The following is a 25060-nucleotide window of genomic DNA, read 5'->3' as shown; positions in this document are numbered from 1 at the left end:
GTGAAACTGTAACGCATGGCATCTGAGACGCAAGCGGGACCGGCCGGCGCCGCGCTGCCGCTCCCCCCGATGAAGTGGGACGCCTGGGGCGACCCGGCCCTCGCCAAGGAGCTGTCCGCGGACATCAAGGGACTGCTCGCCGCCGCCCTCGGCGTCACCGGCGACGCCACCCCCGGACCGGCCGCCGACGAGGTCGTCCTGCACCCCTCGCGGATCGCCGCCGACGACCTCAAGGCCCTCGCCGCCGCCGTCGGCGAGACCAACGTCAGCGCCGCCGACGCCGACCGGCTCCCCCGCGCCGGCGGCAAGTCCACCCCCGACCTGCTGCGCCGCCGCAGCCGCGACCCCCAGGACGCGCCCGACGCCGTCGTGCTGCCCGGCGACGAGCAGGAGATCGCCGCCGTCCTCGCGCTCTGCGCCGAACGCCGCATCGCCGTCGTCCCGTTCGGCGGCGGCACCAGCGTCGTCGGCGGCCTCGACCCCGAACGCGGCGGCCTCACCGCCGTCATCTCGCTCGACCTGCGCCGCCTCGACCGGCTCCACGACCTCGACGAGACCTCCGGCGAGGCCGTCCTCGGCGCCGGCCTCACCGGCCCCGCCGCCGAGGCCCTGCTCGCCGAGCGCGGCTACGAACTCGGCCACTACCCGCAGAGCTTCCGCTACGCCACCCTCGGCGGCTTCGCCGCCACCCGCTCCTCCGGCCAGGACTCGGCCGGCCACGGGCGCTTCGACGAGATGGTCCGCGGCCTGCGCGTCGTCACCCCCGCCGGTGTGCTCGACCTCGGCCGCGCCCCCGCCTCCGCCGCCGGCCCCGACCTGCGCGAGCTCTTCCTCGGCTCCGAAGGCACCCTCGGCGTCATCACCGCCGTCCGCCTGCGCGTTCACCCGCTGCCCGCCGTCAAGGCCTACGAGGCCTGGAGCCTGCCCGACTTCGCCACCGGCAGCGCCGCCCTGCGCGCCGTCGAACAGGCCGGCACCGGCCCCACCGTCATCCGGCTCTCCGACGAGGCCGAGACGATGGTCAACCTCGCCACGACCGAACAGATCGGCGGCGCCCCCGCCATCACCGGCTGCCTCGCCGTCACCGTCTTCGAAGGCACCGCCGAACAGGTCGCCACCCGCCACCGGCTCACCCGCGACACCCTGCTCGCCGCCGGCGCCACGTCTGTCGGCGAGGCCCCCGCCCGGGCCTGGGAACACGGCCGCTTCAACGCCCCCTACCTGCGGGACTCCCTGCTCAGCGCCGGCGCCCTCTGCGAAACCCTGGAGACCGCGACCAGTTGGAGCCGGCTCCCGCAGCTGCGGACCGCCGTCACCGAGGCCCTCACCACCGCCCTGCCCGGCGCCCTCGTCCTCTGCCACATCTCGCACGTCTACCCGACCGGCGCCTCGCTCTACTTCACCGTCGTCGCCGCCCTCGGCGAGGACCCGCTCACCCGGTGGGCCGCCGCCAAGCGCGCCGCCGGCGACGCCATCGTCACCGCCGGCGGCACCATCACCCACCACCACGCCGTCGGCGCCGACCACCGGCCCTGGATGAGCGACGAGATCGGCGAGCTCGGCGTGCGCATCCTGCGCGCCGTCAAGGCCGAACTCGACCCGGCGGGCATCCTCAACCCCGGCAAGCTGATCCCGTGACCGGCGGTCCGCGAGCCATCAGGCGAGTGGCCGTCCTCAGCAACCCGGCGGCGGGCGCCGGCCACGCCGCGCCCGCCGCCCACCGGGCCGTCGCCCGTCTGCACGCCCTCGGCCTCCAGGTCGACCGGCACGCCGGCCGCGACCCCGAGGACGCCGTCCGCCTCGCCCGGCGGGCCGTGGCGGACGGCGTCGACGCCGTCGTGGCCGTCGGCGGCGACGGCATGGTCAACCTCGCGCTCCAGGCCGTCGCCGGCACCGCCGTCCCGCTCGGCGTGATACCCGCCGGCACCGGCAACGACCACGCCCGTGCCTACGGCCTCCCGCTCGCCACCCCCGAAGCCGCCGCCGACGTCGTCGCCGCCGGACGCACCAGGACCGTCGACCTCGGCCTGGTCACCGCCGCCGACGGCACCACCCGCTGGTACGGCTCCGTCCTCGCCACCGGCTTCGACTCGCTGGTCAGCGACCGTGCCAACCGCCTGCGCTGGCCCCGCGGCCGGATGCGCTACAACCTGGCCATCCTCGCCGAGTTCGCCAACCTGCGCCCGCTGCCCTTCCGCATCACCCTCGCCGACGGCACCGTCATCGAACGCGACCTCACCCTGGCCGCCGTCGGCAACACCCGCAGCTACGGCGGCGGCATGCTCATCTGCCCCGACGCCCTCCCGGACGACGGCCTCCTCGACCTCACCCTCGTCGCCGCCATGCCCCGGCTACGCATCGCCCGCTTCTTCCCCACCCTCTTCAAGGGCACCCACACCACCCACCCCGAAGTCACCACCCACCGCACCGCATCCCTGCGGATCGACTCCCCCGCCATCACCGCCTACGCCGACGGCGAGTTCATCGCGGCCCTCCCCGTCGACGTGAGCGCCGCCCCCGGGGCCCTCCACCTCCTGGTGCCGTGACCCACCCGTCTCCCCGTCGGAGCCGCGAGCCTCACCCGGTCAGGCGGCGGCGCCAGAGGAGCGGGCGGATCTCTATCGCTTGGGAGGGGTCGGCGTTCCAGATGACGGGCAGGCCGGCCTCGGTGAGCGCGGCGGCCACCTCGTGGCCGATGGCGGTGGTGGTCAGCGGGGAGGCATCGAAGCCGCCGTAGCGGAGGGCGAGGCCGTGGCCGGCGGCGGCGGAGTCGGTGGACTGGGTATGGAAGTAGACGTAGCCGCGGGCGTCCGGCGCCCCGGCGGCGGCGATCTCGGCGTCGCCGCAGGAACCGCAGCAGCTGAAGTGCTCCCGGGCGGTGATGGCGGCCGCCTCCAGGGCGGCGAAGGCCCGGGTGAGGCGTTCCGGGTCGGTCTCGCCGATCCAGCCGGTCTGCTCGCCGACGCGCTCCAGCCAGAGCCGGTCGGCCAGTTGCTCGGCCTGGTCGCGGGAGGGCGGGCGGTGGTCGCCGGAGGCCAGGTGGTCCTCGGCGAGTTCGGCGAGCTCGGTGCGGGTGGTGTAGCCGCCGGCCAGGGTGAGGCGCAGCCGGTCGTGCAACTGCCGCAGGTCCTCGGCGGGCAGGTCGAGCGGCGGGGCGGGCTCGGGCTGCGGGCCCAGGTCGAGCGGCTGCCAGTCCAGGCCGTCGCCCCAGCCCGGCTCGTACCGCGCCCAGCCCGTCATCGCGGCGATGACCGCCTCGGGACCGTCGGTGCGCACCTCGAAGTGCCGGGCGGCGGAGCCGTCGCGGTGTTCGAGCGTGTACTCGCCGCCTTCGGCGTGCCACACCTGGATGAAGACGTCCGGCAGGTCCGGTATCCGCTGGGCGACCAGGAAGCGGTCGCCCTTCGCGCCGATCCGCCGCACCAGCCGCGCCAACTCGGCCGCCTCCACCCGGAGGTGGCGCGTCCCGTCGTTCTCCTGCACCCCGATCGCCAGCATGTGGATCACCCAACCACACGCCACTGACAACGGCGCCGAGCCGCGGGACGCGCCTGCCGTCAGGCCGTTTCCGGCCTGTTCCCGGCCCGCCGTCAGCCCGCCCGCTGCTCGCGGCGGAGGCGGAACAGCACGTTGGGCCGCAGCGGGCCCTCGGGGGCGGCCGGGTCCTCGAAGTCGTCGGCGGGGTCGGACGTCATGCCGAGGCGGCGCATGACGGCCTGCGAGCGGTGGTTGGTCGCGGTGGTGACGGCGAGGATCTCGGGGAGGCCGAGGGCGTCGAAGCCGTGGGCGAGGACGGCGCGGGCCGCCTCGGTCGCGTAGCCGTGGCCCCAGGCGGTGCGGGCGAGGCGCCAGCCGATCTCGACGCCGGTGAAGGGCAGGCCCTCGTCGACCTCGTCGAGGCCGGCCAGGCCGACGAACTCGCCGGTGGCGCGCACCTCGACGGCCAGCCAGCCGTATCCGCGCGCCGCGGTCTCGGCCTCGAAGCGCGCCACCGAGGCGTCGCACTGCTCGCGGGTGAGGACGTCCCCGAGGTGCTCGCGGACTTCGGGGTCGGCGTTCATCGCGGCCCAGGGTGCGAGGTCGGTGGCCCGCCAGGGGCGCAGGAGCAGGCGGTCGGTGCGCAGTTCGGTCATGCGGGCCAGCCAACGCCGACCGCGCCCGCCGGGGCAACCCGTTTTCCGCACCCCCGCACCCCCGCACCCCTGCCCCGGGGGCGCGCCGAGCTCAGACGCCCGGGGTCGCGGTGATCCGGCCGGCGTCGATCGCGGCGACCAGTTCGGCGTGGTCGAGCGCCGTCTGGTCGGCGTACCGGACGGAGAAGTCGGCGATCGCCTCGGCGAAGGCGTCCGTGCCGCCCAGGTAGCCGGCGATGGCGAGGCGGTCGCCGGTGCGCGCGTGGGCACGGGCCAGGGTGCGGCCGCACAGGTCGGCGTAGGCACGCAGGCCGGACGGGGCCAGGTCGGCGACCTCGACCGAGCCCTTCATGTCGCGCAGTTGGCGGCCGTAGAAGTGGCGCCCGGCGGGGCCGGCGGTCCAGCCGAGGAAGATGTCGCCGGCGGCCTGCATGAGGTGCTGGCCGGTGACGACACGGCGCCCGCCGCGGTGGACGGAGACCTCGGCGTCGACCCGGGTGGGCGGCAGGTGGTCCTCCAGGACGGACCGCCCGGCCTCCTTGAGCTGGAGGAACAGCGGGTCGCGGGTGTCCCGGCCCTCCAGCAGGACGATGTAGCAGCGGGTGCCGACGCTGCCGACACCGACGACCTTCATCGCCGCGTCGACGAAGCGGTAGCGGTCGAGGAGGACGCGGCGGTCCTCGGCGAGGGCGGCCCGGTAGTCGCTGAACACCTTGCCGATGTCGCGCAGTTCGTTCTTCTTCAGCGGTTCGATGAGCGGTGGCGCGCTGATGATGCGCCGCTGCCCGTCGCGTTCCTCGGTGAGCTTGCCGAAGGCGTGCAGGCTGGTGCGGCGGCGGGCCTGGGCGAGGTCGGCCTCGGCGCGCTTGCGCTGCCGGGGTTTGCGGAGCAGCGCCAGCAGGTCGCCGGCGTCGATCCGGGAGTACCAGACGTCGAGTTCGCCGAGCCCGGCGAGGCGGCGCATGGCGGTGGCGTAGCCCTCGACGGCGGTGCGGGCGGCGCGGTGGGCGCGGTCCTCGTCCTGTCCGTGGTCGCGGGCGGCGACGGCGATGCTGGCGGCCAGCCGTTTGACGTCCCACTCGAAGGGGCCGGGGTGGGTCTCATCGAAGTCGTTGACGTCGAAGAGCAGGGCGCGTTCCGGCGAGGCGAACAAGCCGAAGTTCACCAGGTGGGCGTCGCCGCAGAGTTGGACGGTGAGGCCGGTGTCGGGGACGGCGCCGAGGTCGGCGGCCATGACGGCGGCGGCGCCGCGCAGGTAGGTGAAGGGGGTGTCGGCCATCCGCCCGTAGCGGATCGGCAGCAGCCGGGCGACCCGGCCCTCGCCCTGGCGTACCAGCACCTCGACCGGGTCGGGCCGGTCGGCGGCGGGGATCCACCGCCCGTGGGCGGAGCGGGAGACGCGGTCACGGGCGGCCCGGCCGTGCCGGCGGCGTTCGGCGGGGGTGGTCATGCGCGGCTCCTCGGTCGGCGGGACGGCGGGGACGGCGGGAGGACGAAACGGCGGACGGCGGACGGGGTGCGTCTCCCCGCGACGCTAGGCCACGAGTGCCGGAACGCGCACCGCGCGCCCTCCGGCACTCGGCCGACCGGATGAAGCCCGCCGGACGAAGCCCCCCGGCCCCCGGCTCACTGCACGGTGAAGTCCGCCATCATCGCCATGTCCTCGTGCTCCAGGTTGTGGCAGTGCATCATGTACGTCCCCTGGTAGTCGGTGAAGCGCACCAGGACCTCGACCGCCTCGGCCGGGCGCAGGTCGACGGTGTCCTTCCAGCCGCCGTCGTACGGGCCCGGGTCGCGGCCGTTGCGGCTGAGCACCTGGAACTGGTTGAGGTGGACGTGGACGGGGTGGTGCAGGTCGGAGGTGAAGCGCCACCGCTCGGTGCTGCCGAGGGCCGGCCGGGCGAGGTCGCGGCCGGGCCGGTACAGGTCGCCGTTGATGGTCCAGCCGTAGCTGCCGCTGCGCCGGAAGATGAACTTGCGGGTGACGTCGACGGCGGAGGCGTCCAGTTCCTCGATCGCGGACAGCTTGTCGGGCACGGTCGAGTCGTCGCCGACCTTCTTGCCGGAGACGTCGAAGCGCATCACCTCCGCCGTACGGCCGCTGCCGAAGAGGTTGAGCAGGCGCACCGAGGTGCCCGGGGCATAACGGGAGAAGTCGACGACGATGTCGAAGCGCTCGGCGGGGGCGATCTCCAGCACGTCGTGGGCGATCGGGGCGGCGAGCAGGCCGCCGTCGGAGCCGATCTGGACGAGGGCGTCGCCGCCGGAGGGCTGCGGGTCGAGCCGGAGCCGGTAGGGGCGGGCGTTGGAGGCGTTGAGCAGGCGCAGCCGGTAGCGGGCGCGGTCGACGTCGAGGCGGGGCCAGGGGGCGCCGTTGACGAGGATGACGTCGCCGAGGACGCCGTTCATGTAGTCGTCGGTGACGCCGGGCGAGGCGAGGTCCTCGTCGATGGCGGGGTAGCGGAAGGAGCCGTCCTCGGTGAAGGAGCGGTCGGCGAGCATCAGCGGGAGGTCGCGGTCGCCGCGCGGCAGCGGCAGGGCGCTCTCCTCGTCGTCGTGGACGAGGTGGAAGCCGGCCAGGCCGCGCCAGACGCCGGGGCCGGTGAAGCCCATCCGGTGGTCGTGGTACCAGAGGGTGGCGGCGCGCTGCTTGCCCGGGTAGGTGTGGGTGCGCTCGCCCTCGGCGGTGCGCCCGGCCTCGTGGCCCATCCCCGCCATGCCGGGCATGTCGGACATCCCCTGCATGCCCGCCGACCCCTGGCCCGCACCGGAGGAGCCGACCGGCAGCAGCAGGTCGACGGGGTAGCCGTCGCTGTCGGCCGGGGTGTGGCCGCCGTGCAGGTGGACCACGGACGGCACCGGCAGCTCGTTGCGGTGCTTGACCACCGCCGCCCGGCCGGACCGGGTGACCACCGTCGGCCCGGGGAAGGTGCCGCCGTACGTCCAGGCCTCGGTCCTGACGCCGGGCAGGATCTCCAGCTCGGCGACCCGCTGGGTGATCTCGTAGTAGTCGGCCGTCGCGTCGGTGCGCACCGGCTGGAGCACCGCGGGCACCGGCAGCGGCACCTGGAACGGCTCGGGCAGGTCGAGGCCGCTGCTGAGCAGCCGGCCGGGGTGGCCCTCGGCGAACAGCCGGGCTGCGGCGGGGCCGGCGACGGCGGCCAGCGCGCCCGCGCCGAGGACGGAGGCGCCGACGCCCAGGAACCGTCGACGGTTCACTTGGACACCTCCAGCGGCCCGCCGGGGCGCGGCAGGCGTCCGCTGCCGTCCGGCTCGGGCAGGTGGTCCGCGCGGGCGGGCAGCGGCAGCCGCCAGGCGCCGACCAGCCCGAACAGGACCCCGCTGACCAGCAGCACCCCGAGGGTGACGTGCACGCTGATCGACCGCGCGTAGCCGGCGGCGATCTGGCCGACGACGGCGACGGTCAGCACGGCGGTGCTCCACAGCGGCCAGAGCGGGCCGCGACCGGGCCGGCGCACCAGCGCGGCCGCCGCCAGTTGGCAGAGGACCACGGTGGCCAGCGTCATCGCGTTGCCCTCGTGGTCCTTGAGGGACTCGTAGGTGCCGTTGAGGAAGCTGCCGGCCAGCATGACCTGGAGCAGGGCCAGGACCGCCAGGGTGGTCGCGGTGATGCGCAGCAGGATCAGCGGCCAGCGGGGCGCGGCGGCCGCGGGAGGACTGCTCATGTCGGGCTACTCTCTGCTTCGGCGGGTCGGGCGGGTCCGACGGGGCGGGCGAGAGCGTAGCTGATCCGACATCACGATCAGCTCCAATAAAGGGGTTTGGACTTTCCCGGCTACCCCATTGCGCCTACTCGGCCCGGCTTTTGTCACCCGTACGAGCGAGGCTCTGGTGTGGCCGTCCAGCGATCCTCTAGGTCCTGTCCGGTCGATCTTGGCGGATCAGCCCGCGGCGGTGGGCGCCCGGCTGGGCGTGCGCCCGGATCGCCCTCGTACTGGACGTACTTGGGCGATTCGGGCGTGCGTCCAGGCGGGATGCCTGGGGGTACCTCCCGGCCGCCAGGCTGGGGGCGCGTCGCGGGCCCGGCAAGATCGGCCGGACAGGACCTGGCAGGTGCCCTGACCAGCCCGAAGGGCCCCTTCCGGCGGTACCGGACGGGGCCCTTCGGGCTTTCACGGGCCTCGGCTACTGCCGGGCGGCGCCCAGCGCCACCGGGCGGGTGCGCAGCAGGGCCCGGGCGGGCAGCCCGGTCGCGCCGAGGCAGAGCAGGACGGCTCCGGCGGCCAGCGGCAGGGCGAGCGCCGGCGGGATGTACGGGGAGGAGTTGGCGACGCCCCGGGCGATCGGGACGAGGGCGATCCAGGCGATCCCCCCGCCGATCACCAGGCCGGTCGCGGCGACCAGCAGCGCCTCCCAGCGCATCATGCCGCGCACCTGGCGCCGGGTGGTGCCGGCCAGTCGGAGCAGGGCGACCTCGCGGCGCCGGTCGAGGACGGTCATCACCAGGGTGTTGACGGCGGTGACGGCGGCGAACCCGCCGAGCACGCCGGCCATCACGGTGTTGGCCCAGGCATTCAGCTCCATCATCTTGTCGGACTGGGCGACGAATCCGGCCCGGTCGGTCACGGTCGCCCCGCCGGGGCCCGCGAGGCCCGCCAGCGCGGCCGCCACCGCCGTACGGTCGGCGCCCGGCGCGTCGGCGACCAGCACCTGGCTGTCGTACCCGGCGGTGACGTGCCCGGCGACGACCGCCCGGGGCAGCAGCACCTGGCCGAAGCCGAGCCCGCGGTCGTAGACGGCGACCACGGCGGGCTGCACCGGGGTGCCGTCGCCGAGCCGCAGCGGCACCCGGTCGCCGACCTTGACGTCCAGGGCGTCGGCCAGCGTGGCGTCCAGGGCGACGGTGTCGGCGGCGCGGCCCAGGTCGGCGAGCGAACCGCTGCGCACGCCCAGGTCGAGCACCCGGGACAGCCGGGCCGGGTCGCCGTCGACGCCGAGCGCGGTGGCGGAGCCGAGCTGCATGTCGTGGGTGTACACGGCGGCGGTGCGCAGCACGCCGACCGCGGCGTCCACACCGGGCACCTTGGCGGCCCGGGCGGCGGTGCCCGCGGGCAGGCCGGGGCCGGTGGAGCCGATCACGTGGTCGGCGACGATGCCGTCCCGCACGTTCGCGCCGGTGGCGTGGCTGATGGTGCTCTGGAGGAACAGCAGGGTGCCGCAGAAGGCGGTGACCAGCACGATCGGGGTGATCGCGGAGGCCAGCCGGCGGGCGTTGGCGCGGGTGTTGTCGGCGGCCAGCGAGCCGGGGGCACCGCCGGCCCGCAGCGGGGCGCCGAACACCGCGGCGGCGACCCGCGCCACCCAGGGGCCGAGCAGCGCGACGGCCAGCATGAAGCACATGACCACGCCGAGCGCGGTGTTGGCGGCGTTGATGCCGTCCAGGGCGGCCGCGAGGGCGGCGGCCACCACGCCGCCGGCGGCGAAGAGCAGCCCGATGACGGTCCGCACCTTGCCGGGGTGTCCCGGTTCGACGGCGGCCGCGCCGAGCGCCTGACCGGGGCGCAGCTTGGCGGGGCGGCGGGCGGCCAGGAAGCCGGCGGTCAGCGCGGCGAGGGTGCAGATGAGGACGGCGGCGAGCATCGGCAGCGGGCCGACGTCCAGTCGCACGCCCTGCGGCACGGCGCCGCGCGAGGTCAGTTCGTCGAACCACCAGCGGGCCAGGGCCAGTCCGGGCAGGATGCCGAGCGCCCCGGCGACCGGCGCGACCAGCATCGCCTCGGTGGCGATGGTGCGGCGGATCTGTCGCGGGGTGGCGCCGATGGCGCGCAGCAGGGCGAACTCGCGGGCGCGCTGGCCGGTGGCCAGGGCGACGGTGCTCATCACGACGAAGATCGCGGTCATGGTGGCGTAGCCGCCGAAGCTGCCGCCGAGCCCCATCAGCAGGGTGCGGGCCTCGCCGATGGCGGGCTGTTCGACGGTGCCGCGGCCGTCGCCGGTGAAGACCTTGGCGCCGCCGTTCTCGGCCTTGGCCTCCAGGCCGATGGCCGGGGTGCCGGCGGCCTTGGCGTCCGCTGCCTGGGTGCCCGCAGCCTTGGCGTCTGCGGCCTTGGTGCCGGGGGCCTGGGCGTCGAGGGCCTGGCGGACCTGCGCGACCAGCGCGGCGCGGTCCACGCCCTCGCGCGGCTGGACGGCGATCGCGTCGATCCGACCGGGGTGGCCGGAGAGGCGGTCGGCGATGGCGTCGGCGAACCAGGCGGTGGGGCCGGCCGACTGGGCGGCGGCCAGGCCGGAGACCCGGTAGTCGCCGGTGCCGCCGGGGGCGGTGAGGGTGAGCTTCGCGCCGGGCGCGAGGTGGGCGGCGCGCGCCGTGTCGGCGTCCAGCACCACCTCGTCGGCGCCGGGCGCACGGCCCTCGACCAGTTGGTCGGCCGGGCCGGCGATGCCGAGCGCGGCGAAGCCCCGGCCGGTCAGGGCGGGGGTGCCGGCGCCGGCCGGCAGCGGAAAGGCGCTGTCCGGGCGGGCGGCGGCGACCCCGGGCAGTGCGGCGATCCGGCCCACCAGGGCGGCGTCCGTCCGGGCCCGCTCGGGGGTGGTCTGCTCCCTGGTCTCGGTGTCGCGGCCGACCTTGGCGGTGATCCGCACCATCGGGTCGGCCGCGACCACCACCGGGGTGCCCGCGTACCGCTGCGGTGCGACGCTCGCGGTCAGTCCGGTCTGCAGCAGCACGCCGCAGGCCACCACCACGGCGGCGCCCAGCAGCAGGGCGACCAGGGTGCCCACGAAGGAGGCGGGTCGAAAGCGCACCGAGGCGCGCGCCAGTCCGTTGCTCATGCCCCTGCCCCGTTCCACTCGTCGATCGGTCCACGCCGCCCGTTCACGCCGCGACCCCCACCGGGCGGGCGGTGAGCGAGACCATCCGGTCGGCGACGGCCTGCGCCTGCGGGTGGTGCAGCTCGTCGACGAGCGCGCCGCCGGCCAGGAACAGCGCCCGGTCGGCGAACGAGGCCGCCACCGGGTCGTGGGTCACCATGACCACCGTCGCGCCCAGGTCGTCCACGGCGCGCCGCAGCAGGCCCAGCACCTCGTGCGCGGTGCGGGTGTCCAGCGCGCCGGTCGGCTCGTCGGCGAACACCACGTCCGGGTCGGTGATCAGCGCGCGGGCGATCGCCACCCGCTGCTGCTGGCCGCCGGAGAGCTGGCCGGGCCGCCGCTTGGCGTGCTCGCCGAGGCCGACCTGGGCCAGCAGCTCCCGGGCCCGGGCACGGTCCTGGCGCTCGCCCGCCAGCCGCTGCGGGAGCAGCACGTTCTGCTCCACCGTCAGCGAGGGCAGCAGGTTGAAGGACTGGAAGATGAAGCCGATCCGGCTGCGGCGCAGCTTGGTGAGCCGGTCCTCGCTCAGCCGGGTGATGTCCTCGCCGCCGAGGCGGATCTCCCCCTGGTCGGGCTTGTCCAGGCCCGCCGCGCACTGCAGGAAGGTCGACTTGCCGGAGCCGGACGGGCCCATCACGGCGGTGAAGGTGCCCCGGGCCAGCGCCAGGTCGATCCCGCGCAGCGCGTGCACGGTCTCGGCGCCGCGGCCGTAGGTGCGGCGCACCCCGCGCAGCTCGATCGCCGGACGGGCGCCCTGCTCGGTGTACGGGCCGCCGCCGTACGCCCCCGTCGCGTACGGTCCGGCGGCGTGCGGTCCGGCGGCGTACGGCTCGGTCGATGGGCGGTCGTGGCGGCGTGCCATGGGTGGGCCTTCCTTCGGGGATCGTCGGTGGTCGTCGACGGGTTCCACGTTAGAAAAGGCCAGGCCGGCGGACCATGGAGGCCGCTGGCGGACCGGGGGTGGGGATATCCCCACCCCCCTCCGGGGGCCTGCGGGCCGGCGCCGGGCGGGCTCACACCGGGTCGGCGGCGATCTCCCCGTAGACGGTGGCGAGTTCGGCGAGCACGGGGTGCGCCGGGTCGAAGGCCGTACCGTCGACCGCGGCCAGCGGCCGGACGCCGACACCCGCGTTCACCGCGAACGCCGCCGTGAAGCGGCCCAGCCCGGACGCGTCCACCCGCTCGCGCGACTGCGGCCCGCCGTACGCGCCGGCCAGCAGCGCGGCGGTCACCCCGGGCAGGCTCGGGCCGTCCGGCCAGACCAGTCGGCGGCCGTCGAGGAAGCCGACGTTCCAGGTGGCGCCCTCGGCCACCCCGCCGCCGTCCGGCTCCACCAGCAACACGTCGTCATAGCCGTCGAGTTGGGCCCGCCTGCGGTGGTGGACCAGGCCGAACAGGCCGACGTGCTTCACCTCCGGCAGCTCCCGCCGGTACCCGGCCGTGCGCACCCGCAACGGGGCCGGCGCGGCCACCGCCGCCGGGCGGGTGGTCAGCAGCAGCCGGGGCGCCGCCGGGCCGCCGGGGCGCTCCAGGCCGAGCTCCGGGTCGTACACCGTCACCCGGACGATCACCGGCGCGCCGTCGGCGGGCAGCACCGCGCGGATCCGCTCCCGCACCGCCGCCCGGTCCAACTCGGCGGCGAACAGCACCCCGCAGTCCCGGACCAGCCGGTCCAGGTGCAGCGCCAGGCCCCGGACCCGGCCCGCCTCGACGCGCAGGGTGGTGAAGTGCCCGTAGTTCAGCAGCCCCAGTGCGGCCAGCCGCGCCGGGTCGGCCGGCGCGCCGTCGATCTCGATCTCAGCCATCCCCCGAGTCTGCCAGCCCCGGCACGGCCGCCACCGGGGCCTCCGCTCTCGGCGCCGGGGGCGGGGTCGGGGCCGCCGGGGCCTGGGTCGCCGCCGGGCGGTACGGGCTGACCACCTCGCGGCCCGCCGCCAGGGCCAACTGCTCGAAGTGCTCGATCTTGTAGGCCAGCCCCTCCGGCTCCCCGGCGTCCGACCACCGCCACGCCTCCGCCCACCACTGCGGGCCGCGCACCAGCGGCCGGCCCGCGAGCGCCAGATGCAGCGCCAGCGTCGAACGCGCGTACTCGTGCACCCAGCCGTCGGCCGCCCGGTAGTCGGGCGTCTCGTCCAGCCGCAGCCAGCGGCCCTCGCAGCCGGCGGCGAGCATCGGCACCCAGCCCCAGCCCCGGTCCGCGACCAGCAGGTGCAGCCAGCCGCCCTCCTCGCACACCCGGTACGGCGGGAGCTGCGGCATCCGGGCCAGGGCCAGCGAACGCTTCCAGCCGACCACCCAGAGGCCGCGGCGCAGGTAGTAGCGGACGGCGCGCTGCCAGGACCAGTGCGCCTCCAGCCGGAAGCCGGGCAGGCCCTCCACGGCAGCCGCCGCGTACACCTCGTCCAGCGCCCCGGCGGCCAGCCCCCGGCCGCGCGCCTCCGGAATCAAGTAGAGGGAGGAGACGGCCAGTTGGCCGGGCCCCTTGGTCCAGTTGTCCACCGCCACCATGCCGGCCACGGCGCCGCCCTCGTCCAGCACCCAGTAGCGGCGCCGGTAGAGCTCGCCGCCGGGCCACTCCCGGCCGCTCTCCCCCAGCCGCTCGCGCCACCGGCGCTCGACCTCCGGCGTCAGCGCGTCCGGGGCCACCAGCTCCCCCAGCTCACCCTCCACCAGGGACGCCAAGTCCCAGAGGGTGAACCGCCGTTCGTCCCCCTCGGCGACCGCCCGCAGCCGCGGCCCCGCCGCCAGCCGGTCCTGCGCCCGCTCCACTGCCGCATCCCACGACCTCACCACGCCGACACGATAGCGGGAGCGCGGGCACTTTCCGTAATCCGATGAACACCGAACGTCAGATCGGATGCGAAGGTCTCCGGGCGAAGGCCCCGACGGATGGTAGGGGAAACCCGACCAGAGGACTCGACCTGACCGTGATGACCAGGCTGACCTGCGACGATGCAATGAACGGGTGATGAATCGGCACGACTCCCCAGACCGGCGGCACGCCGCCGCGTGGTGCGGCGGATGGCTCCTCGCGGCCGGGTGGGCCGGGGCCTTCCCGCTGCTCTCCGACCTCGGCCCGCACCGCGCCTGGGGCGTCTGCGCCGCCGTCGGCTACCTGCTGGCGGCGTTCGCCGCCCTTCTGCCGACGCGCCGGGGCCGGCCGCTGTCCATCGCCCTCGCGCTCATCGGGGCCGTCGCCGTACCGCTGCTCGCCCTCGTGCTGGCCGGCCAGGGGCAGAGCGAGGTCGGGGTGATCGAACGCTCCGGGGCCCTGCTGCTGCACACCGGGACGCCGTACCTCGCCGAGCCCAGGACGGTGGCCGAGTACACCCCGTACCTGCCCGGGATGGCGCTCCTCGGACTGCCCCGGGCCCTGCTCGACGGGCTGCCACTCGGCGGGCTGCCGCTCGCCCGGGTGGCGGGCGACGCGCGGCTCTGGTGCGCGGCCGCGTTCCTCGCCTGCCTGCTGCGCTCCGCGCCCACCGGGCGGCGAACCGCCCGCGCCGCGCCGACCGCCCCACCTGTCGGCCGGCGGACCGTCCTGGCCGCGCTGACCGCCTCGCCCGTCGTCGCGCTGCCGCTCTGCGTCAGCGGCGTCGACCTGCCGATGACCGGCCTCTGCTGGCTCGCACTCACCCTCGCCGCCCGACGGCGCCCCGCCCCCGCCGGACTGGCCCTCGCCGCCGCCTGCTCGCTCAAGTGGACGGCCTGGCCGGCCGTCGCCGTGGTCACCGCGCTGCTCGCCACCACCGCCGGACGGCGCCCCGCCCTGCGCGCCGCCGCCGTCGCGGTGGGCGGCACGGCCCTGCTCGTCCTGCCCGGCGCCCTGCGCTCGCCCGGGCCGATGCTCCACCAGGTGTTCGCCTTCCCCACCGGCCGCGGCGACCTGCCCACCCCCGCCGCCAGCCCGCTGCCCGGACGGCTGCTCGCCGACCTCGGCCCGCCCGGCTGGTACGCGGCCGTCGGCCTGCTGCTGCTCGCCGCACTCGCCCTCGCGGCCTCCCTGCTCACCCACCCGCCCCGGCACGCGGCGGCCGCCGCCGACCGGCTCGCCCTCGGGCTCGCCCTGGCCTTCCTGCTCGCCCCCGCCGGGCGGTTCGGCTACCTCGCGCTGCCGGCCCTCCTCGTCCTGCTCGCCCGGGTGCTCCCCGCTTCCCCCGCTCCGACCACCGCTCCAACCCCTTCGCCGGTCCCTTCGCCGGTCCCTTCTCCGGTCCCTTCTCCGGTCCCTTCTCCGGTCCCTTCTCCGACACCGAACCGAGGTCTCACCCGCCCATGGGCAGCACACTCATCGTCACCAACGACTTCCCGCCCCGCCAAGGCGGCATCGAAACCTTCGTCCACGCCCTGGCCACCCGGCTGCCCCACTCCGACGTCGTGGTCTACACCTCCGCCGAACCGGGCGCCGATCGGCACGACGCCGCTCTCCCCTTCCCGGTGATCCGCGACCGGGCCCGCACCCTGCTGCCCACCGCCCGGGCCACCCGCCGCGCCGCCGAGATCGCCCGCGCCCACGGCTGCGACCGGGTCTGGTTCGGCGCCGCCGCCCCGCTCGCCGCGATGGCCCCCGGCCTGCTGCGCCAGGCCGACGGCATCCGCCGCACCGTCGCCACCACCCACGGCCACGAGATCTGGTGGGCCCGCACCCCCGGCGCCCGCCGCCTGCTGCGCCGGATAGGCCGCAGCGTCGACGTCGTCACCTACCTCGGCGAGTACACCCGCGCCCGGATCGCCCCCGCCCTCGGCCCGGACGCCCAATTGGCGCGCCTCGTCCCGGGCGTGGACCCGGACCGCTTCCGGCCCGGCGTCGACGGCGCCCGGCGGGCCCGCACCGGGCCGGTGATCCTCTGCGTCGCCCGGCTCGTCCCGCGCAAGGGGCAGGACGTCCTGATCCGCGCCCTGCCGGCGATCCGCCGGGCCGTCCCCGGCACCGTCCTCGTCCTCGTCGGCCAGGGCCCGTACGAGGACCGCCTGCGCGCGCTCGCCCACCGGTGCACCGAGCCCGGCAGCGTCGAGTTCGCCGGCGGTCTCGACCACGCGGCCACCGCCGCCCACTACGCCGAGGCCGACGTCTTCGCCATGCCGTGCCGCACCCGCCGGGCGGGCCTCGAAGCCGAAGGCCTCGGCATCGTCTACCTCGAAGCGGCCGCCGCCGCCCTGCCCGTCGTCGCCGGCCGATCCGGCGGCGCCCCCGACACCGTCCTCGACGGCGTCACCGGCACCGTCGTCGACGGGCGCGACCCGGCCGACGTGGCCGCCGCCCTCACCCGGCTCCTCCTCGCCCCGCCGGCGGACCGCGCCCGGATGGGCACCGCCGGCCGCGACTGGGCCACCACCCACTGGTCCTGGACCGCCTCCGCCCACCGCCTCGCCCACCTGCTCGACCCCGCCCGGTCCGTTCCGGATGCCCTCGCCGGACTCGCCTGACACTTTCGGACGCGCCAACGCCGTTTTATTCAAGGGGAGTTTGAATAAAAATGGCACTCACTCACCGGCATTCGGGCGGTCATCACGCCAGGGGGGGGCTAAGGCTGTCGAATGCGCCCGCAGGATGCGCCTTCAGCGCGCGAAGTCCCTTACGCGCAGCAGGCGCACCCTTTTTCATCATATGAATATTTGCCTTCCGTTTTTCAATCTGACCAAACCGTGGAAACCCCAGGAGTAGAGCCGAAATCACGAGGAGGTGGGCACCATGGTGGAGGTCGAACGATTGCTGGCCGACTGCCTCCAGGACGCTCGCGACATTCCGTGGGGAACGGTACCGGTCGATTCCGCGGGCCCCGAATACGAGGCCGCGCGCCGCGCGTTCCTGACGGCCGGGCTGTCCGCGCTGCGCGACGACAGGCCCGAGGACGGCTGGGTGCAGATCAACCTCGCACCGGTCCCGGCCACTTGGCACCGGACGTACCGCGCCGTCGCGGACACGGCCCGCGACCTGATCGCCGCCGGCGCGGCGCGCTCCTTCTTCTTCATGCACAAACCGCCCGGGCTGCGGGTCCGGTTCGAGGCGGGCCGGTCGGACGTCGGGGCACTGCGCGAGGAACTGACCCGCCGCTTCCGCGCGGTGGACGGACAGCCGCAACCGCCGCTGTGCGGGCGGTACGAGCCGGAGACCTACCTCTTCGGCGGCCCGCGATCGATGCGGCACGTCCACGACCTGTTCACGGTGGACTCCCTGGCCTGGCTCGATCACCACGACACCGTCGCGGCCCCGGGCCGACCGGAGGCGATCGCGGACTGGCGGTTGTCCCTGTACCTCCTCGGTGAACTCCTCGACGGCCTCGGCATCGTCGGCTGGGAGCACCGCGGGGTCTGGCAGGTGCTCCAGGACGACGCCGGCCGCAGGCTGGGCACCGACCCGGACGAGGACACCCGGCGCGCCGCCGCGGGCATCCTCGCGGCCTGGCGGGCCGGCGGACAGAGCCTGCTCGCTCCGCTGCCGCCGCACCGGCGGGCGGCGGTCGAGGTGCACGGGGACGCCGTGCGCCGGGCCGCCGAGGGCTGGCGCACCGGCTACTTCGAGTCCGGCGAGGCGGTGATCGGCCCGCGCCGGGCCGCCGCCCACTACGTCGTCTTCCACTGGAACCGGGGGCGGTTCTCCCTGGCCCGGCAGAGCCTGCTGACCCACGCACTCACCGGTGACGGGAGGTCCTGACGTGTCCGAGGACCGGGAACTGGGCGCCGCGGCACTGCTCCGCGTGGCCGGCATGCCCTTGGCCGCGTGGGCGGCGGCGGGCAACCCGGAGCTGTTCGCACAGGTCGCCGACCACGCCCGGCAGGACGAACGGCGGGCGGAGCACGCCCGCCAACTGGCCGGGCAGCTGGGCACCTTGGTCGTACCGCACCCCGCCCTCACCGCCGCCGACCGCCGCGCCGTGCTGGCCGTGCGCCGTCGGCTGCACTCCGGCGCCGCACCGGGCCCGGCCGACTGCGGGCTGCTGGGGCGGCTGCCCGCCGCCCACGGCCTCGTCGCGGACGCCGCACGGCTGTCCGGCGAAGCCGAGTCGGCGGCCGCTGCCCTCCGGCGGCTGGAGGCCGCGGTGGCGGCCGAGCGCGAGCGCGTGGGCGCCCTGGGCTGGTCCCTGGTGTGCGCGTCGCCCGTCATGCGGGCCTTCCTGGACGAGGTGGAACCCGGAGCCGCCGCAGACGTGGCCGGCCGGCTGGCCGCGGGCGAGTCCTGGAGCGGGAAGCGGCTGCGCAAACGGGCGGCGTACGTGTGGCGGGCGCTCGGTCGGGCCGCGGCGAAGACCACCCCGCGCGGCTGGGTCGGCCAGGTCACCCTACTGCCGGTCACCCCGGCGGGCGCGAACGGCGGCGGGAGCGGCGGCGGGAGCGGCGGCGGGAGCGGCGGCTGGGCCGACGGCCCCCTGCTGCGGCTCGTCCCGCCCGGTACGGCCCTCGGCGAGGTGGCGGCCGAGGCCGTGGAGAACGTCCACGGGGTGCGGGCCCGGCTCGGCGCCCTGGACCTGCGGGCGGCGGACCCGGCCACGGTGCTGGCCCTGACTCCGCTGCACTTCCCCCAGCCGGCGGGCGCCGCGCCGGGCGCCGGTGTCCTGCGCTGCTGGGTGACCGACCCGCACGACCGGGGCCGGTTGCGGCAGGTCGACCTGCGGCGCTCCCTCCCCCTGGATCACGTGCTGGCCCAACTGGCCGACGGCCCGCGCCCGTTGGGCGACCTCGAAGCGGCTCTGCTGGGCACGGCGGCGACCGGGGCGGCGGCTTCCGCTCCCACGGTGCTGCGCGGCTTCCTCGCGCACCTGCTCGGACTCGGCGTGCTCCAGGCCTGCGCGGCCCCGCGCCGCCGCACCACGGGCTGGCTCGCCGCCGAGGACGTCCGCGCACGCGGCACCCTTCCGCAACCGGCACCGGCACCGGCACCGGCACCGCCTCCAGCACCCGCACCGAGCGCCGATTCCGCCATACCCGCGCCCATACCCGCACCCGCTTCGGAGCTCCGTACCACCGGCTCCGCCGCCCCCGCCGACGACTCCCGGCCGTGGTTCACCGATTCCTACCGCACCATAGCCTCGGCCGTCTCCGGAGCGGCCGCCCGCCAGGTGCAGCAGGGCCTCGGCACCGCCGCCCGCGTGGCGTGGCTGCGGGAAGCCGACCGGCTCGCGGGGCCGGACCCGCACCGGCTGCCGGCCGAGCTCGCGGAGCTCACCGAACGGCCGTGCCCGCTCGGCGAGATCCTCGCGCGCCACCTGCCCGACGGCAGTTGCCCGCCGCCGCCTCAGCCCCCGCGCCGGTACGCGGGCTGGCACCCCGCCGAGACCTCCGGTTCCGGTTACGCCGGGCTGCTGGCCCACCTGTCCGCCCGGGCCGGCGGCGGACCGGTGGACCTGGACGACGACCTGCTGGACACGCTCGGGGCGCCCCCGGCCGCGACCGCGCTGCCGCCCTGGCCCCTGGACTGCCTGCTGCGTCCGCTGCCGGGCCCCGGTCCGGTCGCGGTCCTGGAGACCGCCTCGCCGGCGGGCGTGCTGGACGCCCGGTTCGCCGACGCGCTCCACACCCTGCACGGCGGCTACGACAACCTCCGGAGCTACCGGGCCTTCCTCGCCTCCGTCGAGCGGCTGTCCGGGGCGCGCTTCGTCGAACTGCTGGTGCCGCCGCTGGCCGGGCGCGCCGCCAACGCCGTACGGCGGCCGGTCATCACCGGCTGGTGGACGGGGGATCCCGATCCCCTGCCGTACCAGGGAGCGAACGGCCTGACGGCCCGCTACCTGCCGCTGGAGCGCATCACCCTGCGACGGGTCGGCCCGCGGATCATCGCCGAGGCCGACGGGTGCCGGCTGCTGCCCGTCCACCACGCCACCCGTACGCCCCTGCCGCCGTACGACGTCCTGGTCCGGCTGCTGCTGGCCGCCGGCCACCCGGCGGGCTCGCGCCTGATCCGCCTGGACGGCCTGGCCGAGGCGTTCCCCGACACGGACCGGCTGCCCCGGGTGACCGTCGGCGGCGGCGCCCTGGTCATCAGCCCCGCGGTCTGGCGCGTGCCGGCGGCCCTGCTGTGGCGGCCCGGCGACGGCGACCTGACCAAGGTGCGCGCCCTCGCCGCCCTCGGGCGCTGCGCCGGACTGCCGCGCTTCGCGTTCGTCCGGGCCGTACCCCAGCCGAAACCGGTGCCCGTGGACTTCGCGGCGCTGACCGCGGTCCCGCTGCTGGAGCGGATCTGCGCGCGCCACCCCGGTGCGGACCTGCTGGTCGAAGAGATGCTCCCCGACCCGGGCGGCCTGCTGCTCCATGACCCCGTGCACGGCGGTGCCGCCGTCGCCGCCCAGCTGCTGCTCAGACTTCCGTTCGACCAGGGCGCCGAGGAACTCGCGGAGCCCGCCGCCGCCGCACTGCGCGGCGAACCCGACGTCCCCGGTGCGCCCGCCCCTCGTGGGCGGGCCACCGGGGCGGTCTCCACCCATCACCGCTCCTGAAGGAGGACAACCATGCCCGACATCACGGCGCTCACCGACCTCGACGCCCTCATCGGCGACCTGGACGCGCGCATCACCGAGACCACCCTGCCGACCCCCGAGGCCAGCAGCGGCGGCTGCAGCGGCGTCTGCACCGTCCTGATCTGCGACACGGCGCTGCTCTGTAGCGGCCTGTTCTGCTGATCTCCCGTCAGGCCGTCCGAGGGCACGCCCTCGGACGGCCACCCGGACAGCGGCCCCTGACGGCCGCCACCACCGGCACTCCGCCCGGCCCCTCCAGACCGGGCGGAGTGCCGACCCGTCGTTCCCGAGGAGCCACCGTGCCGCAGCACACCGCGAACGCCGCGAACACCGAGAGCACTGAGAGCACCGAGAGCACCGGCACCGCCGTCACCGGACTCGCCGTCCGGCTCCTCGACGCCTGGTCCGCCCGGCCCCGCGAGAGCCCGGCGGGCGCCGAGCACCCCTCCGATCCGGGCATCCCCGTCCTGGCGTCCTTGCTGCACGCCTCCGGAGGGCCGGAGGCCGAACGGTCCGCGGCCCGTGCCGTGGCGGTGTGGGCCCGCACCGCCGGCCAGGGGCCGGGCCACTGCGGGCTCTACGACGGCGGACTGGCCGGAACGCTGGCGGGCCTGCGCCTGGGAGCCCTGGTCCACCCGGACTTGCACCGGGCCGCCGACCGGCTCCGCGACCACCTGGTCCGCACCGCGCCGGCCCTTAACTGGCGGTGCGAGCAGGTCGCCTTCCCGGACTACGACCTCATCGTCGGCCCCTCCGGCACCCTGCTCGCCCTGACCACGGGCGCCCGCCCGGCATCGGCCCAACTCGGCCCGTACGCCGACCATCTGGCCCGGCTGTGCGACACCGACGAGCTGCCCCGGCTGCGGACGGGGCAGTACGCCGGCCACCCGCACCTGGGCTGGCTGGACGGCCGGATCAACACCGGCACGGGCCACGGCGCCGCAGGGGTCGTCATCGCACTCACCGCAGCCGTACGCCACCTCGGACCGCACCCCGGCCTGACGCCCGCCCTGCGCCGCGCGACCGGGTGGCTGATGCGGCAGTCCTTCGACGACGCCCGCTCCATCCGCACCTGGGACGGCGCCGGGCTCGACGGCCCGCCGCCCGCCGGAGCGCGCGCCCGCCAGGCCTGGTGCTACGGCACCCCCGGAGTGTCCTGGGCGCTGTGGGACGCGGCCGACGCGACGGGCGACCGGGAGACGGCGGCCTGGGCCGCAGCGGCCTTCGGCACGCTCGCCGACCGGTACGACGAGCGGTTCCACCTCTTCGGCGACCGCGCGAGCGACCTGCTGGCCCTGTGCCACGGCGCCTCGGGCGTGCTGGCGGTGGCCGACGCCTTCGCCCACCATGCCGGTCTGCCCGCCGCGGCCGCGCTGAGGGCCCGCCTGCTCGCCCACCTGAGGGCCCGCCTGCCCGAGGTGGAGGCCCTGGGCGCGGAAGGGATGGGCCTGCTCGGGGGCGCGGCCGGCCCGCTGTGCGCCCTGCTCACCGCGGGCCACGACGCCTCCCGGGCCTGGCTGCCCTGTCTCGGTCTGCGCTGACGCCCGGCGTGGTGCCGGGCCCGCCCTACGCCGCCCGGAGGTGGGCGAGGACGGCGAGGACGCGGCGGTTGCCTTCGGTGGGGTCGAGGTCGAGCTTCATGAAGATGTTGCCGCAGTGTTTGACCACCGAGGCCTCGGTGATGGTGAGCCGGGTGGCGATCGCCTGGTTGTTGAGGCCCTCGGCCATGAGGGCGAGGACTTCGCGTTCGCGGGGGGTCAGCCGGGTGAGGGGGCGGTCGGCGGACTGCTGGCGCAGCAGGACGCGGACCACGTCGGGGTCGATGACGGTCTCGCCGGCGGCGACCCGGCGCAGGGCGTCGAGGAAGTCGGCGACGTCGCCGACGCGGTCCTTCAGGAGGTAGCCGAGGCCTGCGGGTTGGGCGCCGGCGGCGGCGAGCAGGCGGGTCGCGTACGGGGTGGCGACGTACTGGGAGAGCACCAGGACGGGCAGGCCCGGGTGGCGTTCGCGCAGGTCGAGGGCGGCGCGCAGGCCCTCGTCGGAGAAGTCGGGCGGCATCCGGACGTCGGTGATGACGGCGTCGGGCCGTTCGGTGTCGACGGCGGCGGCGAGGGCGCGGGCGTCTCCGACGGCGGCGGTCACCCGGTGGCCGCCGAGGGTGAGGAGTTCGACGAGTCCGGCGCGCAGCAGGACGGCGTCCTCCGCGATCACGACCCGGAGCACGGGACCTCCAGCCGCAGCGTGGTCGGGCCGCCCGTCGGGCTGGTCACCATGAGCCGTCCTTTCAGGAGTGCCACCCGGTCGGCGAGTCCGCGCAGGCCGGCCCCGGCGGCCGGGTCCGCCCCGCCGTGGCCGTCGTCGGTCACCTGGAGCACCAGGCGGCCGTCGGCGATGCGCCCGCTGACGGTGATCGCGGCGGCGCCGCTGTGCTTGGCGGCGTTGGTGAGCGCTTCGGTGACGGTGAAGTAGGCGGTGGTCTCGACGGGGGCGGGCAGCCGGCCGGGGAGGTCGAAGTCGGACCGGACCGGGATGGGGTGGCGCAGCGCGACCTCGGCGACGGCGGCGGCGAGGCCGTGGTCGGTGAGCACCTGGGGGTGGATGCCGCGGACCAGGCCGCGCAGTTGTTCCAGGGCCTGCCGGGCTTCGCCGCGCGCCCGGGCGACCAGGGCGGTGGCCCGGTCGCCGGACTGGGCGCTGCCGTCGCGCAGCGCGTGGTCGGCGAGGCCGAGGGTCATGCTGAGCGCGACGAGCTGCTGTTGGGCGCCGTCGTGCAGGTCGCGTTCGATGCGGCGGCGTTCGGCTTCGAAGGCGTCGGCGAGCCGGGCCCGGGAGCGGGTGAGTTCGAGGACCTGGCGGCCGGTGTCCTCCTCGCGGGGCCCGAGCAGGAGGCGGGCGAGGGCCACCTGGGCGGTGGTCAGCAGGGCGCCGGCGTAGGCACAGAGGAGGAGCCCGGCGAGCCCGGCGGCACTGAACGGCAGGGCGGCGAGCGGCCCGGACACCGCCCGGCCGGGGATGATCATGACGGTTTCGGGAGCCAGCGCCCAGACGATCACCGGGGAGACGACCAGGGCGGCACAGAACAGCAGCACGGCGCTGAAGCCGAGCGCGGCGGCGGCGAGGGCCGTGGCGGTGAGCGCGGTGTGGGCCAGCTCGCGCCAGGTGGCGCGCTCGCGCAGGCGGGTCCGCAGCCTCGCGCGGCGGCCGGCGCCGGGCAGCGGACGGTGCGGGTCGGGCAGCGGTGCCGGTTCGACCAGCCGCAGCCGTCGGCGTTCGAGGGCGGCGGCGGGGATGCCCGCGAGGGCCAGTGCGAGGAGGACCGGCAGTCCGACCCCGACCACGGACAGGCCCAGCCCGAGCACCAGCAGCACCGCCAGGGCGGCCAGCAGCAGCGGGCTCAGCAGCGCGCCGCCGAGCAGGTACGCCCAGCAGCGCGGCACCCACGGGGTGACGGGGAAGCGCAGCGGGTGGGCTCGCAGCGCGGCCCAGACGGCCGTCGGCTGCTGCTCCTCCTCGTTCACCCGGTCACTCTAACGAACCCTCTGACCAGGCCTCGGGGCGTCAGGCGTAGCGGCGGCGGAGCCGGCCGGGCGGGGTGCGGGCCGGGGGCGGGTCAGGGCGACGGCGGCGATCACCAGGACGCCGCCGGCCAGGGCGTTCCAGCCGACGGGTTCGGCGAGGAAGGCCGCGCCGAGGACCGTGGACCACAGCGGCATGACGTAGGTGACGGCGGAGGCCACCGCGGTGCCGGCCGTGCGGACCAGCCCGAGGTTGAGCAGGTACGCGAGGCCGGTGCCGACCGCGCCCAGCACCAGCAGGGCGCCGGCCGCGCCCGCCCCCGGCCAGTGCGGGGCGCCCGCGGCGAACGGCGCGATGGCGGCCAACTCGGCGGTGGCGCAGGCGATCTGGACGGCGGAGAGGGTGACCACCGACTCCGGCCGGCCGGAGAGGAAGCGGCGCAGATAGGCGAAGCCCGCGCCGTAGCAGCAGGCGGCGGCCAGGCAGGCGAGGCCGCCGGCGGCCTCGCCGGAGCCGATGCCGCGCCAGACCCCGAGCACGGTGAGCACGCCGACGAAGCCGAGGGCGAGTCCGGAGAGCCGGCGGGCGCCGGGGCGGCGCTCCTCGGCGACGGTGAGGACGGTGAACAGCAGGGTGAACAGCGGGGTGGTCGCGTTCATCACCCCGGCGAGGACGGAGCTGACCCGGGTCTCGCCGAACGAGAACAGCGTGAACGGCACGGTGTTGAGGAGCACCGCGACCACGGCGGAGTGCCCCCAGAGCGCACGGTCGCGGGGGACGCGCTCGTGGCGCAGCACGAGGATCGTCCACAGCGTGACCGCCCCGAGCGCGCAGCGCCACAGCGCCACCCACAGCGGCGGCACCCCCGCCTCCACCGCCACCTTGATCAGCGCGAAGCTCGCGCCCCAGATCGCCGACAGCGCCACGAAGCCCGGCAACCAGCGCCGCACCCGGACCACCTCCATCTTCGTCCCGTTGGTTCCGTGTCGGGTTCCGTCCCGGTCCCGTCCAGGGTCCAGTCTCGGGTCCCGCCGCAGGTCCCGCCTGGGGTCCCGTCTGGGATTCCGTCTGGGATCCCGCCTCGGGTCCCGTCTGGGATCCCGTCTGGACAGAGGGTGGCCCGGCGGC

At 76.2% G+C, this 25060-nt stretch carries 20 protein-coding genes; 8 read left to right on the top strand and 12 right to left on the bottom strand.

Features of this window, described 5'->3' with window-relative positions:
* Positions 1–69: 69 nt before the first annotated feature.
* Complete coding sequence (locus A6F73_RS24525; protein ID WP_063349764.1) at positions 70–1638, top strand: FAD-binding oxidoreductase; 1569 nt, start codon at positions 70–72, stop codon at positions 1636–1638.
* Complete coding sequence (locus A6F73_RS24520) at positions 1635–2546, top strand: diacylglycerol kinase (protein WP_279634941.1); 912 nt, start codon at positions 1635–1637, stop codon at positions 2544–2546. The genes A6F73_RS24525 and A6F73_RS24520 overlap by 4 nt, the downstream gene beginning before the upstream one ends.
* A gap of 31 nt (positions 2547–2577) precedes the next feature.
* Here the strand turns inward: A6F73_RS24520 and A6F73_RS24515 are convergent, their stop codons facing one another.
* The 9 genes from A6F73_RS24515 to A6F73_RS42560 form a co-directional block, all read right to left on the bottom strand.
* Positions 2578–3498, bottom strand: a complete 921-nt coding sequence (locus tag A6F73_RS24515; RefSeq protein WP_063349763.1) for a hypothetical protein — start codon at positions 3496–3498, stop codon at positions 2578–2580.
* A gap of 92 nt (positions 3499–3590) precedes the next feature.
* Positions 3591–4133 (bottom strand): GNAT family N-acetyltransferase, encoded by a 543-nt coding sequence (locus A6F73_RS24510; protein ID WP_063349762.1) that lies wholly within the window; start codon positions 4131–4133, stop codon positions 3591–3593.
* 91 nt (positions 4134–4224) lie between these two features.
* Positions 4225–5583: a DUF2252 domain-containing protein gene (locus A6F73_RS24505; protein ID WP_063349761.1), complete on the bottom strand. Its 1359-nt coding sequence runs from the start codon at positions 5581–5583 to the stop codon at positions 4225–4227.
* Between the two features lie 176 nt (positions 5584–5759).
* Positions 5760–7352, bottom strand: a complete 1593-nt coding sequence (locus tag A6F73_RS24500) for a multicopper oxidase domain-containing protein (RefSeq protein WP_063349760.1) — start codon at positions 7350–7352, stop codon at positions 5760–5762.
* On the bottom strand, positions 7349–7819 hold the full coding sequence (locus A6F73_RS24495; protein ID WP_063349759.1) for a hypothetical protein: 471 nt from the start codon (positions 7817–7819) through the stop codon (positions 7349–7351). Before A6F73_RS24495 ends, A6F73_RS24500 begins: the two co-directional genes overlap by 4 nt.
* A 460-nt stretch (positions 7820–8279) precedes the next feature.
* Positions 8280–10925, bottom strand: a complete 2646-nt coding sequence (locus A6F73_RS24490; protein WP_063349758.1) for an FtsX-like permease family protein — start codon at positions 10923–10925, stop codon at positions 8280–8282.
* Between the two features lie 43 nt (positions 10926–10968).
* Positions 10969–11826 carry an ABC transporter ATP-binding protein gene (locus tag A6F73_RS24485; RefSeq protein WP_079135965.1) on the bottom strand — a complete coding sequence of 286 codons (858 nt, stop codon included), beginning with the start codon at positions 11824–11826 and terminating at the stop codon, positions 10969–10971.
* A 151-nt stretch (positions 11827–11977) separates the two neighbouring features.
* The gene (locus A6F73_RS24480; protein WP_063349757.1) at positions 11978–12769 is read right to left on the bottom strand and encodes an aminotransferase class IV; all 792 of its coding nucleotides are present in this window, start codon (positions 12767–12769) and stop codon (positions 11978–11980) included.
* On the bottom strand, positions 12762–13757 hold the full coding sequence (locus tag A6F73_RS42560; protein ID WP_107452947.1) for a GNAT family N-acetyltransferase: 996 nt from the start codon (positions 13755–13757) through the stop codon (positions 12762–12764). The genes A6F73_RS24480 and A6F73_RS42560 overlap by 8 nt, the downstream gene beginning before the upstream one ends.
* Positions 13758–13932: 175 nt before the next feature.
* Here A6F73_RS42560 and A6F73_RS39530 point away from each other — a divergent pair, with 175 nt between their 5' ends.
* From A6F73_RS39530 to A6F73_RS24455, 6 genes are all read left to right on the top strand, one after another.
* Positions 13933–15405: a glycosyltransferase 87 family protein gene (locus A6F73_RS39530; protein ID WP_244293486.1), complete on the top strand. Its 1473-nt coding sequence runs from the start codon at positions 13933–13935 to the stop codon at positions 15403–15405.
* Positions 15291–16391, top strand: a complete 1101-nt coding sequence (locus A6F73_RS24470; RefSeq protein ID WP_244293688.1) for a glycosyltransferase family 4 protein — start codon at positions 15291–15293, stop codon at positions 16389–16391. The genes A6F73_RS39530 and A6F73_RS24470 overlap by 115 nt, the downstream gene beginning before the upstream one ends.
* A gap of 265 nt (positions 16392–16656) precedes the next feature.
* Complete coding sequence (locus A6F73_RS24465) at positions 16657–17619, top strand: thiopeptide-type bacteriocin biosynthesis protein (protein ID WP_063349754.1); 963 nt, start codon at positions 16657–16659, stop codon at positions 17617–17619.
* Position 17620: 1 nt separating this feature from the next.
* Complete coding sequence (locus A6F73_RS24460; protein ID WP_079135963.1) at positions 17621–20395, top strand: lantibiotic dehydratase; 2775 nt, start codon at positions 17621–17623, stop codon at positions 20393–20395.
* A gap of 12 nt (positions 20396–20407) precedes the next feature.
* Entirely contained in the window at positions 20408–20578 is a 171-nt protein-coding gene (locus tag A6F73_RS42250; RefSeq protein ID WP_167745873.1) for a hypothetical protein, read from the top strand.
* 137 nt (positions 20579–20715) lie between these two features.
* On the top strand, positions 20716–21957 hold the full coding sequence (locus A6F73_RS24455) for a lanthionine synthetase LanC family protein (protein ID WP_079135962.1): 1242 nt from the start codon (positions 20716–20718) through the stop codon (positions 21955–21957).
* 25 nt (positions 21958–21982) lie between these two features.
* Here the strand turns inward: A6F73_RS24455 and A6F73_RS24450 are convergent, their stop codons facing one another.
* The 3 genes from A6F73_RS24450 to A6F73_RS24440 are packed head-to-tail and all read right to left on the bottom strand — an operon-like array spanning position 21983 to position 24882.
* Positions 21983–22639, bottom strand: a complete 657-nt coding sequence (locus A6F73_RS24450; protein ID WP_063349752.1) for a response regulator transcription factor — start codon at positions 22637–22639, stop codon at positions 21983–21985.
* Positions 22624–23934 carry a sensor domain-containing protein gene (locus A6F73_RS24445; RefSeq protein WP_063349751.1) on the bottom strand — a complete coding sequence of 437 codons (1311 nt, stop codon included), beginning with the start codon at positions 23932–23934 and terminating at the stop codon, positions 22624–22626. The genes A6F73_RS24450 and A6F73_RS24445 overlap by 16 nt, the downstream gene beginning before the upstream one ends.
* 9 nt (positions 23935–23943) lie before the next feature.
* Positions 23944–24882 (bottom strand): DMT family transporter, encoded by a 939-nt coding sequence (locus A6F73_RS24440; protein ID WP_208869111.1) that lies wholly within the window; start codon positions 24880–24882, stop codon positions 23944–23946.
* Between the last annotated feature and the right edge of the window lie 178 nt (positions 24883–25060).

Origin of the sequence: Streptomyces sp. MJM8645, assembly GCF_001625365.1 — a bacterium.
In the GTDB taxonomy this organism is placed as follows: domain Bacteria; phylum Actinomycetota; class Actinomycetes; order Streptomycetales; family Streptomycetaceae; genus Kitasatospora.
This window is presented reverse-complemented; position numbering and strand designations above follow the sequence as displayed.

Coding starts and splice junctions, on each gene's coding strand:
- A6F73_RS24525 (WP_063349764.1), top strand. CDS start 70: ATGAAGTGGGACGCCTGGGGCGACCCGGCCCTCGCCAAGGAGCTGTCC.
- A6F73_RS24515 (WP_063349763.1), bottom strand. CDS start 3,498: ATGCTGGCGATCGGGGTGCAGGAGAACGACGGGACGCGCCACCTCCGG.
- A6F73_RS24510 (WP_063349762.1), bottom strand. CDS start 4,133: ATGACCGAACTGCGCACCGACCGCCTGCTCCTGCGCCCCTGGCGGGCC.
- A6F73_RS24505 (WP_063349761.1), bottom strand. CDS start 5,583: ATGACCACCCCCGCCGAACGCCGCCGGCACGGCCGGGCCGCCCGTGAC.
- A6F73_RS24495 (WP_063349759.1), bottom strand. CDS start 7,819: ATGAGCAGTCCTCCCGCGGCCGCCGCGCCCCGCTGGCCGCTGATCCTG.
- A6F73_RS24490 (WP_063349758.1), bottom strand. CDS start 10,925: ATGAGCAACGGACTGGCGCGCGCCTCGGTGCGCTTTCGACCCGCCTCC.
- A6F73_RS24485 (WP_079135965.1), bottom strand. CDS start 11,826: ATGGCACGCCGCCACGACCGCCCATCGACCGAGCCGTACGCCGCCGGA.
- A6F73_RS24480 (WP_063349757.1), bottom strand. CDS start 12,769: ATGGCTGAGATCGAGATCGACGGCGCGCCGGCCGACCCGGCGCGGCTG.
- A6F73_RS39530 (WP_244293486.1), top strand. CDS start 13,933: ATGAATCGGCACGACTCCCCAGACCGGCGGCACGCCGCCGCGTGGTGC.
- A6F73_RS24465 (WP_063349754.1), top strand. CDS start 16,657: ATGGTGGAGGTCGAACGATTGCTGGCCGACTGCCTCCAGGACGCTCGC.
- A6F73_RS42250 (WP_167745873.1), top strand. CDS start 20,408: ATGCCCGACATCACGGCGCTCACCGACCTCGACGCCCTCATCGGCGAC.